The sequence below is a fragment of the Sphingopyxis sp. LC363 genome, assembly GCF_000756385.1.
GTDB lineage: Bacteria > Pseudomonadota > Alphaproteobacteria > Sphingomonadales > Sphingomonadaceae > Sphingopyxis.
On record NZ_JNFC01000067.1, the window covers coordinates 138,319 to 150,587 of the forward strand.

General features: G+C 65.7%; 13 protein-coding genes and 1 tRNA gene. 6 read left to right on the forward strand and 8 right to left on the reverse strand.

Annotated features, from left to right (window positions below; translation table 11 throughout):
• Positions 1-7 precede the first annotated feature (7 nt).
• A complete protein-coding gene (locus FG95_RS18410; protein WP_037557670.1) occupies positions 8-811 on the forward strand; it encodes a crotonase/enoyl-CoA hydratase family protein in 804 nt (267 codons plus the stop codon).
• Here FG95_RS18410 and FG95_RS18415 read toward each other — a convergent pair.
• The 6 genes from FG95_RS18415 to FG95_RS18440 all read right to left on the reverse strand — a co-directional run bounded on the left by FG95_RS18415 (position 808) and on the right by FG95_RS18440 (position 4,570).
• Complete coding sequence (locus tag FG95_RS18415) at positions 808-1,497, reverse strand: ATP12 family chaperone protein (RefSeq protein WP_037557671.1); 690 nt, start codon at positions 1,495-1,497, stop codon at positions 808-810. The genes FG95_RS18410 and FG95_RS18415 overlap by 4 nt on opposite strands.
• The gene (locus FG95_RS18420; protein WP_037557672.1) at positions 1,494-1,730 is read right to left on the reverse strand and encodes a hypothetical protein; all 237 of its coding nucleotides are present in this window, start codon (positions 1,728-1,730) and stop codon (positions 1,494-1,496) included. The genes FG95_RS18415 and FG95_RS18420 overlap by 4 nt, the downstream gene beginning before the upstream one ends.
• Complete coding sequence (locus tag FG95_RS18425) at positions 1,727-2,347, reverse strand: FMN-binding negative transcriptional regulator (RefSeq protein WP_037557673.1); 621 nt, start codon at positions 2,345-2,347, stop codon at positions 1,727-1,729. The genes FG95_RS18420 and FG95_RS18425 overlap by 4 nt, the downstream gene beginning before the upstream one ends.
• The gene (locus FG95_RS18430; protein ID WP_037557674.1) at positions 2,347-3,549 is read right to left on the reverse strand and encodes an RluA family pseudouridine synthase; all 1,203 of its coding nucleotides are present in this window, start codon (positions 3,547-3,549) and stop codon (positions 2,347-2,349) included. The genes FG95_RS18425 and FG95_RS18430 overlap by 1 nt, the downstream gene beginning before the upstream one ends.
• Entirely contained in the window at positions 3,546-3,926 is a 381-nt protein-coding gene (crcB, locus tag FG95_RS18435) for a fluoride efflux transporter CrcB (RefSeq protein ID WP_037557675.1), read from the reverse strand. The genes FG95_RS18430 and crcB overlap by 4 nt, the downstream gene beginning before the upstream one ends.
• Before the next feature lie 62 nt (positions 3,927-3,988).
• A complete protein-coding gene (locus tag FG95_RS18440; protein WP_161786583.1) occupies positions 3,989-4,570 on the reverse strand; it encodes a thermonuclease family protein in 582 nt (193 codons plus the stop codon).
• Between the two features lie 419 nt (positions 4,571-4,989).
• Here FG95_RS18440 and FG95_RS18445 point away from each other — a divergent pair, with 419 nt between their 5' ends.
• From FG95_RS18445 to FG95_RS18465, 5 genes are all read left to right on the forward strand, one after another.
• Positions 4,990-5,847: a winged helix DNA-binding protein gene (locus FG95_RS18445; protein ID WP_200880222.1), complete on the forward strand. Its 858-nt coding sequence runs from the start codon at positions 4,990-4,992 to the stop codon at positions 5,845-5,847.
• A gap of 38 nt (positions 5,848-5,885) precedes the next feature.
• Positions 5,886-6,398, forward strand: a complete 513-nt coding sequence (locus tag FG95_RS18450; RefSeq protein ID WP_200880223.1) for a hypothetical protein — start codon at positions 5,886-5,888, stop codon at positions 6,396-6,398.
• 75 nt (positions 6,399-6,473) lie between these two features.
• Positions 6,474-7,445 carry a magnesium and cobalt transport protein CorA gene (locus FG95_RS18455; RefSeq protein WP_037557676.1) on the forward strand — a complete coding sequence of 324 codons (972 nt, stop codon included), beginning with the start codon at positions 6,474-6,476 and terminating at the stop codon, positions 7,443-7,445.
• Positions 7,446-7,519: 74 nt separating this feature from the next.
• A tRNA-Val gene (locus tag FG95_RS18460) sits at positions 7,520-7,595 on the forward strand.
• Positions 7,596-7,658: 63 nt separating this feature from the next.
• Complete coding sequence (locus FG95_RS18465; protein WP_037557677.1) at positions 7,659-9,116, forward strand: amidohydrolase family protein; 1,458 nt, start codon at positions 7,659-7,661, stop codon at positions 9,114-9,116.
• Here the strand turns inward: FG95_RS18465 and FG95_RS18470 are convergent.
• Together FG95_RS18470 and acnA are read right to left on the reverse strand one after the other, a co-directional pair.
• Complete coding sequence (locus FG95_RS18470; RefSeq protein WP_037557678.1) at positions 9,113-9,388, reverse strand: CBU_0592 family membrane protein; 276 nt, start codon at positions 9,386-9,388, stop codon at positions 9,113-9,115. The two genes, FG95_RS18465 and FG95_RS18470, sit on opposite strands and share 4 nt — an antisense overlap.
• Positions 9,389-9,461: 73 nt before the next feature.
• Positions 9,462-12,134 carry an aconitate hydratase AcnA gene (gene acnA / locus FG95_RS18475; protein ID WP_037557679.1) on the reverse strand — a complete coding sequence of 891 codons (2,673 nt, stop codon included), beginning with the start codon at positions 12,132-12,134 and terminating at the stop codon, positions 9,462-9,464.
• Between the last annotated feature and the right edge of the window lie 135 nt (positions 12,135-12,269).

The window sequence follows — 12,269 nt, forward strand, 5'->3', positions numbered from 1 at the left end:
TTCTCCCGTGAAAGACCGTATTTCGATCACCATGCTCGATGGCGGGATCGCCGATGTCCGGTTGATCCGCGCCGACAAGATGAATGCGCTCGATCCCGCGATGTGGGAAGCGCTTGCCCAAGCGGTCGATGAATTGAAGGCGACTGCGGGCCTCCGCGTCGTCGTGCTGTCGGGCGAGGGGCGCGCTTTCTGCGCCGGACTCGACCTCTCCAGCCTCAGCAATGATCGCGATCCGGGTGCGAGCAGCGCGGGCGGCAGCCTTGCCGACCGGACCAAGGGCATCGCGAACAATGCCCAATATGCGGCGTGGGGCTGGCGCGAATTGCCGGTGCCGGTGATCGCGGCGGTGCATGGTGTCGCGTTCGGCGCGGGCAGCCAGATCATGGCTGCCGCCGACATTCGCATCGTCCACCCCGACACGCGCATCGCGATCATGGAAATGCGCTGGGGCCTTGTCCCCGACGTCGCGGGCATGGCGTTATGGCGCACGCAGGTTGCCGACGATGTGCTGCGCGAGCTGATTTACACCAACCGTGAATTCAACGGGTCGGAAGCGAAGCTGCTTGGCTTTGCGACGCATGTATCGGACGATCCGCTGGCGAAGGCGATGGAACTCGCCGAAGTGATCGCCGTCAAGAATCCGCACGCGATCCGCGGCGCGAAGCGGCTCTGCAACATGCTCGGCCAGGCGAGCGACGCCGAAATATTGCAGGCCGAGAGCGACGAGCAGGTCAAGGTCATCCGCACGCCCAACCAGATGGAAGCGGTGATGGCCGGGATGCAGAAGCGAAAGCCGCATTTCGTCGACTAGAGCAGGGTCAAAAACCGCGCGGCATTGTCCCAGTTGCGCTTGTTCGCGGCGCGCACTTTCTGCGCTTCGCTGTCGGCGCCCCAGCGACGCTCCTGATACAGTTCGTCGAGGCTGACCGCATCCCACAGCGCGTCGGCGTCGAAGGCGTTCTCGACGAGCGCGAGGCCCGCGACGAGCGAGCCGCCGATCGTCACCAGCGGCGTCAGCGCGGTGATGCGCCATTGACCCTGCGCGAATGCCGCATCTTGCAGCGCGGCTACCGTTGCTTCGGGTTGATCGACGGGCAGCACGCCCTGCGTCAGCGTGAATTCGATGCCGTAGCGTTCTTCGGCCCAGGCGAGCAACGGGTTCCACGCCGCCGCCTGTTCGGCCTGCAGCGTCGCGTCGCGCGCGTCGCGGTAACAGAAAAGATCGCTCTCCGCATAGGCGGCGACCGGCGCGGCGAAGGCGGCGAGGTCGGGCGCGGCGAGGTCGATCGCGGCGTTGGTGAGCCCCGTCATCGGCATCGCCGCCGGATCGATCGTCTCTCCGACATCGCGCCATTCTGCGGCGATGGCTTCGGCGAGCGGGAAGCTCGCGACCGCCAGTGGCGCGCGCTGCGGCGTGCGCACCGGGCGCCCGTCGAGCGCGATGCCCCAGCCGCCATCCTCCTCGATGACGGCAACCTCTTTCCAGAAGCGTTTCACAGGTCTTTGGGCGACCGCCAGCGGCGCGCGAGCAGTAAGGGCATGACCGCAAAATCGAACGCGCCGACCAGCACGATCGCCGCGCCGATCCAGCGATCCGCCGGCTGGCCGGCGAAGGTGAAGCCGCCGCCGATCAAAATGAACCCGATCGCCACGAAAGCCGCGCCCATCAGGCGCATCAGGTTGAGTGCGAAAAAGCGTTTCTTGGCGAGTGCGTCGTCGGCTTGGCTCATGCGCCCTCCCTATCGCCGCCGAGGTGGCGCATCAACTCCGCGAGCGCGCCGTGGCCGGTCGCCTCGACCCCGGCAATGACGCGCGCGCGTTCGTCGGCGGACTTGTTCTGCGACAGCTTGATCGTCGGGCGCCAAGCGGTGATCCGCATCTCGAAGCCGGTGATCGCGCCGGTCATCTTGCCGAAGATCGCGGGATTCATCTTGGCGCGCGTCCACGGCGGGTTCGCCCCGACGCGTGCCTCATGCTGTGCCGATAGGGTATCGAGCTGCGCGACCAGCGCGATGTCGTCCAGCCTGCGGGCGACACCTTCCATCTCGATCGCGACATAATTCCAGGTCGGCACCTGGTCGGCTCCGGCATACCAGCTCGCACTCACATAGGCGTCGGGGCCCTGCACGACGGCGAGTGCACTCGCCCCGTCGAGATGGCGGGTGAGCGCGTTGCCGCGCGCGAGGTGGAATTGCAGCGTGGAGCGATCGTCGTTCAGCACCACCGGCGCGTGCGCGACGCGCGGGCCGTCGGGGGTGCTCGCGAAGATTGCGGCAAAGCCGATCTCGCGCACGAGCAGCTCGGCGAGGTCGTCCTGCTTCGGCCTGAAAGCGCTATTGGGGTGCATCAGCGCGGCCGCGCGGGACGCGACGGCGGTCTCTTGGTACCAGGCTTCTGCGCTGCGGGTTTGCCGGTCTTCGTCTTGGGTTTCGGCTTGCCGACATGATCGGTCGGCTTGCTCGTCGCGGTGCGTCCGCGCCTTTCGCCGCGCCGCGCCTTGCGGATTTGCTTACTGTGCGCTTTCGCAGCGGCTTTTGCCGCGGCTTTCGGCGCCGGACCCTTGGCGACATCGTCGATCCCGACCTCGCCGAGCAGCGGGTCGAAGCCGAGCGCGTCGAGGCTGGCCGCGAAATGCTCGGGCACCTCCGCGCTGATGTCGATCGCGCCGCCATCGGGATGGTCGATGCGCAGGCGGCGGCTGTGAAGGTGCATCTTGCGGCTGATCGTGCCGGTCAGGAAGGCGCCCTTGCCGCCATATTTGCCGTCGCCGACGATCGGATGGCCGATCGCCGCCATATGGACGCGCAGTTGGTGCGTGCGCCCGGTCAGCGGTTGCAGCTCGACCCACGCGGCGCTGTTCCCCGCGCGCTCGATCACGCGGTAGCGCGTTTTCGACGCGAGGCCGCTGTCGTGGACGTGCATCTTCTCGCCGCCCGATCCGGGCTGTTTGGCGAGCGGCAGGTCGATCTCGCCCTGTGCGATGTCGGGAACGCCGACGACGATCGCCCAATAGGTCTTCTTGGCGCTGCGGTTCGAAAAGCTCTTCGCGAAATAGGCGGCCGCTTTCGGCGTGCGCGCGATCAGCAACGCGCCCGACGTATCCTTGTCGAGCCGATGGACGAGCTTCGGCCGCACCGGCCCGTCATATTTGAGCGCGTCGAGCAGGCCGTCGACATGCTGCTCGGTCTTGGTGCCGCCCTGCGTCGCAAGGCCCGGTAGCTTGTTTATCACCAGCGCGCTCGCGTCGCGATGGATGAGCATCGATTCGGCGAGCTCGATATCAGCGTCGGTCAGCGGGCGCCCCTTGCGCGCCGGGCGTGCTTCGATCTCGGCGGGCGGGGTCGGCATGGCGAGCTTTTGCCCGGTTGCGATGCGATCCGAAACATCGGCCTTTTTCCCGTCGAGCGTCAACTGTCCCGAGCGCGCCCAGCGCGCGAGCAAAGCGTGCGGCGTTCCCGGTCGGTGGCGCTTGAACCAGCGGTCGAGACGGATGCCGTCATCCTCTTCGGCGATCGTCGCGCCGTCGAGTTTGGTGCCCCGCGCGCTCATGCCGGCATCTGCCGCATGACGAACAGGCCGAGCCCGCAGGCGAGGATGGCGCCGATCACCGACGCAAGCATATAGGCGGCCGCCTGAGCGATCTGACCGCGTTCGAAAAGCATCCAGAATTCCATGCTGAAGGAGGAAAAGGTGGTGAAGCCGCCGAGGATCCCGACGCCGACAAAAAGACGCGCGGTTTCGCCGCCGTCGCTGCCCCGCGCCAGCGCGCCGATCAACAGGCCCATCAGGAGGCTGCCGGCGATGTTGACCGAGAGCGTCCACCAGGGAAAACCGGGGCCGAGCCGCGCAAGCATCGCCTGCCCAACCAGATGGCGGGCGCCGGCGCCGATCGCGCCGCCGATCATGACGGGGAACAGGCTGTTCATGTCGCTCGCCCTAGCCGGAAACGGCGGCGAGGCATAGCGGGTGCGTCATGGTGCGCCCGATACTAGCTGTCGGGCGGCGCGAGCGCTTTCGCGGGGCCTTCGTGCGCTGCGCGCCAGTCGGCGGGCCGGACAAAATCGCCTTGCCAGATTCCCCGCCGCTTTGCCTGCGCTTCGGCCTCTTCGGCCATATAGGCGCCGCTGGTCGCGATCGCGCCGCCCAGCCTGACCATCTCGGCGCCCAGATCGATCCCGTCGGGAGGGGGCCCGGTGCGGCAGGCGGCGAGGATGCGGTCGTAATGATCCTTCGCCGCGACCTCGCAATGGAGTGGCCTTCGCCCCGCGAGCTTTTCGAGCATCCCGCGCGCCTCCCGGCCGCAGGGCCACCGGCTTGCGTCGGCGCGCGCGCAATCCTGCCGATATTCGGCCGCGTCGATCCCGGTCAGGCGGATGGTCAGCGTGCTGTCGTCATGCCGCACCGTCAGGCTGTCGCCGTCGATGATATGGACAAGCGGCACCGTCGTGACCGGTGCCGGCAACCAAACCCACGCCGCCAGCGCCAAGCCCGCGAGCAACAGCAACGCGACGAGCGAACGCAAGCGCCGCCGCCAGCGCAAACGGGTAAGGGGAGACGGAGCGCGGATCATGGTCCCCGAGTGCGCCCGCGGCTGCCGGGTTGGCAAGTCCGAATAAGATATTGACGAGGAGAACAAATCATGTCCAAAATGGATCATTGCGTTCCAGCCGACATAGTGGCGAGTCATGCTAATCGCGCGCTTGGGTCCGGATTGGCGGCAAACAGGAACGAACAAAAGGTGAATAGCGCCGGAATGACGACATAGTTACGCCAAGGTGGAGCGATGGAAACGGGGGCTGCAGCATGATGGATCAGAGGACGCAAATCGACTTCGACACGTCGGTTCTTCCGGATCGCGGTTTTCATTCGGGCGAGGTCTGGGCAGGGCCACAATCCAGGGGTTCGATCCCCCAAACTGTCGCGTCGCCGCTGTTGTTCGTCGGGACCCGCGCGGATTTGCCCGATATTGCCGTCCTCTCAGACATACGGGTGGCCGGAACGCTCGCGGCGTCGCAGGCGGCCAGCCATATCCGGCGGACCGATACGCTCGACATCATCTGGCTGGTGGCAGCGGACGCGGTGGAGAGCGAGATGCTGGCCGATATTTGCGCGGCAGCGGGCGAGCAGGGATGCAACCTGATTTGCGAAACCTCTTTGTCGGGACTCGACCGAATTGTCGCGGCCATTCCCGCATCGATCGAGGTTCAGCTACTCATCGACGCCGATGCGGCCGACAAGCTCGTTGCGCTCGCCGCGGCACGACGCACGCGGTACGGGGTGGTCCATGATATCGCCCGCGACGACGCGATGGAGCGGATCGACCGGCTGCAGGAGGAAGTCGCGCGCATTTCCCGCCTTCTCGGCGACCTTGCGGGACAGCGGAGCGGTCTTCCCGGCACGCCGACCGGCTTCGTGCCATGGGACGCGGATTCGGCAGCGTCAGAGCAGGTTCGCGCACCGACGCGCGACTATGCGGCCATGCCGCGCAGCTTCATTCCCGAAGACCGGGCGCTCGACCGGCAGCGTGCGAAAGCGGTGCGGCGGATGCTGCGGGAGCGGCGGATGCGCGAGCAATATTTCCCCGCCGACCTGTTCGCTGATCCGGCGTGGGACATGTTGCTCGACCTTTACGCCGCGCGGCTCGAACGGCAGCCGGTGTCGGTGTCGAGCCTGTGCATCGCGGCCGCTGTTCCCGCGACGACGGCGCTGCGCTGGATCAAGACGATGACCGACGCGGGCCTCTTCGTGCGCGAAGCCGACCCCCACGATGGCCGCCGCATCTTCATCGCGCTGGCCGAGAGCGCTTTTGATGCGCTTGCCCGCTATTTCGAGGCACTCGACGAATAGCGATGGCCCGGTCGGGAGCGGGACGCTAGTCTCGGCTGATGAAGAACGAAGCCGAAGTGGTTGTGAACGACCGGATGCAGAAGGGCTATCGTTACACGCGCGCGGCGCCAATGGGGCGTGCGTTCGATCCCGATTTCGAGCCCGAACTCACCCCGGCGGAAATGCTGAGGCTGGGCGTGTTTTGCGGGAAATATATGACCGACTGTGCGGCCGAATTCCCTGCAAGCTGGTTCAAGGGGGCGAAGCTCGCGCCGCATGATCCCGATTGTTCGCTGAACTATTTCGGCGTTCGGGCGAGCGTGCCGCTCCGCGTCTGGATCGAAAAGGGCTGGATCCATCCCGACGATCCGCGCGGCTGGTTCCAATGGTATTGCCGCTATTATCCGGGGCGGCGCATGCCGGACGAAGATCGCCGGCAGATCGCGCGATGGCGTGCGTTCCGGCGTCATGCGGCGCAAGTGCGCAAGCATTGCGAGCCCGGCGATCCCTTTTGCCGCCCGAAGCAGCGCCAGGCGCTGCTCCAATGGGCGTATGACAGCCGCGATATCTAGTCCGGTCGAGGAGGTGATTTCCCTTGCCGCTCCCGCGCACTATGTAGACGCCGCACGCAAGGGAGTTTCCACCGAATGCCGATCATGGCCGCCCGCCTCTATCATGACGGCAAGCTCGTCCGCGATCTTGGCCCGGACGAGGCGATTCCCGATGATTGCGACACCGGCGATTTCTTCTGGCTCGGCCTCTACGAGCCGACCCCGGGCGAACTTGCCGGCATCGCCAAGCGGTTCGGCCTGCATCCGCTGGCGGTCGAGGACGCGCTGAAGGCGAACCAGTTGCCCAAGGTCGAAACCTATGGCGACCAGCTGTTCATCATTACCCGGACCGCCAATCTCGACGGCGATACGATCCAGCCGGGCGAAACCGCCTTTTTCATCGGCCCGCATTTCTTCGTCAGCGTCCGCCACGGATCGGCGCGGACGCACACCGATGTCCGGGCGCGGCTCGAAAGCCTGCCGGCGAAGCTCGCGCACGGCCCCGATTATGTTCTCTACGCCGTGCTCGATTTCATCGTGGACGGCTATTTCCCGGTGATCGATGCGATCGAGGAACGGATGTTGGCGGTCGAGGACAGCGTGATGGACACCCCGCTCGACGCCAGCGAAATCCGCCATCTTTACAAGCAGCGACACGAGATCATCCGTTTTCAGCGGCTGGTCGGAATGATGAAAGAGGTCGCCGGCCGCCTGACCACGGACGATGATCTACCCAATATCGACCCCGCGGTGCGTCCTTTCTATCGCGACGTCTGGGATCATGTGCAGCGCGCCGAATATCGCCTCAACGGGCTGCGCGACATTGCCGCGTCGGTCATCGAGACCAACGGCATGCTCGAACAGCAGCGTCAGGGCGTGATAACTCGCCAACTCGCCGCCTGGGCCGCGATCCTTGCGGTTCCGACCGCGATCGCGGGGATTTACGGCATGAATTTCGAACATATGCCGGAACTCGGCTGGACCTTTGGCTATCCGCTGATCGTCGGCGCGATGGGTGCGATCTGCCTCACGCTCTATTGGCGCTTCAAACATATCGGCTGGCTCTGACCGCGGGCGACCGATCGCTTGCCAGCGACGGCGGCTTGTGGCAGGGGCGCTCCTCCCCGATGGCGACATCCTGGGGGCGCTTAGCTCAGTTGGTAGAGCATCTCGTTTACACCGAGAGGGTCGGCGGTTCGAGCCCGTCAGCGCCCACCATCCTGCCCTTGTCGTGCGGGGCGCCGTGACGCTAAAGCCCTTTCCTGTTCGGAAAGGTCGCCCATGAAATATCTGCTCGCCGCCCTCGTCTTGCCGCTGCTTGGCCTCGCGTCGCCCGTCGTCGCTGCACCAAAACACGGCGACGTGATCATCCGCCATGTCTCGATCGTCGACGTCGAGGCGGCGAAGACCGTAGCCGGGCAGGCCGTTGTGCTGAAAGGCGACGATATTGTCGCAGTGGGTGCCGATGGCGCGATTGCCAAAGATTGGCGCGCGGCGCGGACGGTCGAAGGCGAGGGGCGTTACCTCATCCCCGGCCTGTGGGACATGCACGTCCATTTCGGTGGCGGGCCCGAACTGATCGAAGAGAATAAGGCGCTGCTGCCGCTGTATGTCGCAAACGGCATCACCACGATCCGCGACTGTTCGGGGGACCTGCCCGAGCAAGTGCTGGCATGGCGCGGCGAGATTGCGAGCGGCAGCCTGTTCGGCCCGCGCCTGCTGACCTCGGGGGCAAAGATCGAAGGGATCGCGCCGGTGTGGAAGGGCACGATCGAGGTCGGCAGCGAGGCCGATGTCGATGCGGCGCTCGACCGCCTGAAGAACCGCGACAAGGTCGATTTCGTCAAGATCACCGACAGCACGCTGAAACCCGAACTCTTCCTCTATGCGCTGCGGCAGGCGAAGATCCTCGGCCTCAAGACGTCGGGACACATCCCGATGGCGCTGACCGTCGATCAGGCGATCGACGCGGGGATCAGTTCGATCGAGCATCTCGACTATGCCTATAATGCCGGCGCGAAGGACGAAGCCGCGATCGCCGCCGATTTCGCCGCGAAGCACATCGACCGGGCCGAGGCGAACCGCCGGCTCGACGCGGGGTTCGACCGCGACACCGCGATGGCGGCCTATCGCCGCTTTGCGGCCAAGGATGTGTTCGTCACGCCGACGCTCAACGGCAGCCGGATCATCGCCTATCTCGACCGCGACGATCATTCGAAGGACGAGGGGCTCGCCTATATCGGGCCGAAGCTGCGCAAGACCTATGATTGGCGGATCGAGCGTGCTGCGAAGGCCGACGCGGCGGCGATCGCGGCACGGCACCAGCAGATCGAGGATGTGGCGACGATCCTGCCGATGCTCGCCGAAGCAGGGGTGCCGATCATTGCGGGAACCGACGCGGGCTTCCTCAACAGCTTCAACTATCCGGGCTTTGGCCTGCATGACGAGATCGAGCTTTTTACCGCGAAGGGGCTGACTCCGGCGCAGGCGCTCATATCGGCGACGCGGGCGGGGCCGGCGTGGTTCGGCTGGCTCGATCGCTATGGGGCGATCAAGCCTGGAATGGCGGCCGACCTCGTATTGCTCACCAGGAATCCGCTTGAGGACATTGCGGCGACGCGCGCCATCGACACGGTGGTGCTGCGCGGGATGGTCCAGGATCGCGCTGCGCTCGACAAGATGCTCGCCGACATGCGCGCGAAGGTCGCGACATGGAACGCCGAGGGGGCGGCGCGTTAAAGGATTGCGGCCCGCGCCGCCTGCCGTGCGCGCCAGACGCTCCACAGCGTGAACAGGCCCATCCCGGCCCAGATAACGTTGAGCACGGCCGATGGCAGCGCGCCGTTGTAGCCCGAATTGACGATGAAACCCCCCGCGCCGATCACGTTCATCCACTGATAGAAATAGCCGCGTGCTTCGAGCTTGCCGAGCGACAGCAGGATATAGGCGGCGAGGATGATCGCGGCGGCGGTCCAGCCGATCACCTCGATGACGATGACCTCCGCGTTCATGCGGTCCTTCTCCAAATGAAAACGCCCGCCCCGGCGAGGGGGCGGGCGCTCATAGCATCAGCGGCGCGCGGCGTCAGGCCGCGAGCTTGCGCAGCACATAGTGCAGGATGCCGCCGTTCATATAATATTCGACCTCGTTCGCGGTATCGATGCGGCAGAGCGTGTCGAAAGCGAAGGTCGAGCCGTCGGGGCGGGTGACGTTCACGGAGACCGTCTGGCGCGGCTTCAGGTCCGCGACGCCGGTGATCGTGAACTGGTCGTCGCCGGTCAGGCCCAGCGTCTCGCGGCTCTGGCCTTCGAGGAACTGCAACGGCAGCACGCCCATGCCGACGAGGTTCGAGCGGTGGATACGCTCGAAGCTTTCGACGATTACCGCGCGGACGCCGAGCAGGTTCGTGCCCTTCGCCGCCCAGTCGCGCGACGAGCCGGTGCCATATTCCTTGCCCGCGATGACCACCAAAGGCGTGCCGTCGGCCTTGTGGCGCATCGCGGCGTCGTAGATCGGCATGACCTCCGAGCCGTAGCGCGACATGCCGCCCTCGATGCCGGGGACCATTTCGTTTTTGATGCGGATGTTGGCGAAGGTGCCGCGCATCATGACGTCGTGGTGGCCGCGGCGGGCGCCGTAGCTGTTGAAGTCGGCCTTGCTAACCTGATGTTCCATAAGCCATTTTCCGGCCGGCGAGTCCGCCTTGATGCTGCCGGCGGGGCTGATGTGGTCGGTGGTGATGCTGTCGCCGAGGATCGCGAGCGGCTTCGCGCCCACGATGTCCGACACGGGCGCCGGGGTCATCGTCATGCCCTCGAAGTACGGCGGGTTCGCCACGTAAGTCGAGCCCGCGCGCCACTGATAGGTGTCGCTGCCCTCGACCTCGATCTTCTGCCAATGCTCGTCGCCCTTGTAGACGTGGGCGTAGCGCGCCTCGAACATGTCGCGGTCGACCGCGCCCTGAACCGTCTCCGCCACTTCCTGATTGGTCGGCCAGATGTCCTTGAGGAACACGTCGTTCCCCGACTGGTCCTGGCCAATGGGCGTGGTGGTGAAATCCTCGATCACCGTGCCCTTGAGCGCATAGGCGACGACGAGCGGCGGGGAAGCCAAGAAGTTGGCGCGCACGTCGGGCGACACGCGGCCTTCGAAGTTGCGGTTGCCCGAGATGACGGCCGCGGCGACGAGGCCGTTCTCGTTGATCGCCTTCGAAATCGGCTCGGCGAGCGGGCCCGAGTTGCCGATGCAGGTCGTGCAGCCATAGCCGACGAGGTTGAAGCCGATATTGTCGAGATGCTTCTGCAGCCCGGCCTTCTCCAGATAGTCGGTGACGACCTGCGACCCCGGGGCGAGCGAGGTCTTGACCCACGGCTTGGGCTTCAGCCCCAGCGCATCGGCCTTTTTCGCGACCAGACCCGCGGCGACGAGCACGCCGGGGTTCGAGGTGTTGGTGCAGCTGGTGATCGCGGCGATGGTGACGTCGCCGTCGCCGATGTCGAAATCCTTGCCCTCGACCGGCACGCGCGCCTGCGCCTTGTTGTAGACCTTGGCCATGTCGGCGTTGAACACATCGTCGACGTCGGGAAGCGAGACGCGGTCCTGCGGCCGCTTCGGCCCCGCGAGCGACGGAACGACGCTGGCAAGGTCGAGTTCGAGCGTGTCGGTGAAAATGGGGTCCGCGGCACCCTCGACGATCCACAGGCCCTGCGCCTTGGCATAGGCTTCGACCAGCGCGATATTCTCTTCCGAGCGGCCGGTCAGGCGCATATAATCGAGCGTCTTGTCGTCGACGCCGAAGAAGCCGCAGGTCGCGCCATATTCGGGCGCCATATTGGCGAGCGTCGCGCGGTCGGCGAGGCTGAGCGAGGCGAGGCCGGGGCCGAAATATTCGACGAAGCGGCCGACGACGCCCTTGGCGCGCAGCATCTGCGTCGCGGTGAGCACGAGGTCGGTCGCGGTCACGCCTTCCTTCAGCGCGCCGGTGAATTTGAAGCCGACGACTTCGGGGATGAGCATCGACACGGGCTGGCCGAGCATCGCGGCCTCGGCCTCGATCCCGCCGACGCCCCAGCCGAGCACGCCGAGCCCGTTGATCATCGTCGTGTGGCTGTCGGTGCCGACGCAGGTGTCGGGATAGGCGACAATGTTACCGTCGGCGTCTTCGCTCGACCACACCGCCTGCGCGATATGCTCCAGATTGACCTGGTGGCAGATGCCGGTGCCCGGGGGAACCGCCTTGAAGTTCGACAGCGACTTCGAACCCCATTTCAGGAAGTCGTAGCGTTCGCCGTTGCGATAATATTCGATCTCGACATTCTGTTCGAACGCCTTGGGGTGGCCGAATTCGTCGACCATGACACTGTGGTCGATGACGAGGTGGACGGGGACGAGCGGGTTGATCTTCGTCGTGTCGCCGCCGAGCTTCGCGATCGCATCGCGCATCGCGGCAAGGTCGACGACGCAGGGAACGCCGGTGAAATCCTGCAGCAGCACGCGCGCGGGGCGATACTGGATCTCGCGGGTTCCGCGCGGGTCCTTCTGCCAGTCGACCAGCGCCTGCACATCGTCGGTCGACACGGTGAAGCCGCCATCCTCGAAGCGCAGCAGGTTTTCGAGCAGCACCTTCATCGAGAAGGGCAGGCGCGAAACGTCGCCGAGCTTGGCCGCGGCCTTGTCGAGCGAATAATAAGCGTAGCTTTTGCCGCCGACGTCGAGCGTCGAGCGGGTTCCCAGCGTGTCGTGGCCGGTGGTGGTCATAGGATTGCAGTCCCCATGTTGGCGCGGCGGGGAAATGACGCCGATGCCCGTTCGGGAGAGCGGGGCAAAGCGGAGTCGCACGCGCAGGTTTATGTCCGCGCCGCCTTACGCCGAGGGTGGGGAAATGCAAGGGGG

Bases quoted from the DNA above. Each gene is read 5' to 3' on its own strand.
- crcB (WP_037557675.1), bottom strand. From the start codon at position 3,926: ATGAACAGCCTGTTCCCCGTCATGATCGGCGGCGCGATCGGCGCCGGC.
- FG95_RS18420 (WP_037557672.1), bottom strand. From the start codon at position 1,730: ATGAGCCAAGCCGACGACGCACTCGCCAAGAAACGCTTTTTCGCACTC.
- FG95_RS18425 (WP_037557673.1), bottom strand. From the start codon at position 2,347: ATGCACCCCAATAGCGCTTTCAGGCCGAAGCAGGACGACCTCGCCGAG.
- FG95_RS18465 (WP_037557677.1), top strand. From the start codon at position 7,659: ATGAAATATCTGCTCGCCGCCCTCGTCTTGCCGCTGCTTGGCCTCGCG.
- FG95_RS18455 (WP_037557676.1), top strand. From the start codon at position 6,474: ATGCCGATCATGGCCGCCCGCCTCTATCATGACGGCAAGCTCGTCCGC.
- FG95_RS18440 (WP_161786583.1), bottom strand. From the start codon at position 4,570: ATGATCCGCGCTCCGTCTCCCCTTACCCGTTTGCGCTGGCGGCGGCGC.
- FG95_RS18470 (WP_037557678.1), bottom strand. From the start codon at position 9,388: ATGAACGCGGAGGTCATCGTCATCGAGGTGATCGGCTGGACCGCCGCC.
- acnA (WP_037557679.1), bottom strand. From the start codon at position 12,134: ATGACCACCACCGGCCACGACACGCTGGGAACCCGCTCGACGCTCGAC.
- FG95_RS18450 (WP_200880223.1), top strand. From the start codon at position 5,886: ATGAAGAACGAAGCCGAAGTGGTTGTGAACGACCGGATGCAGAAGGGC.
- FG95_RS18430 (WP_037557674.1), bottom strand. From the start codon at position 3,549: ATGAGCGCGCGGGGCACCAAACTCGACGGCGCGACGATCGCCGAAGAG.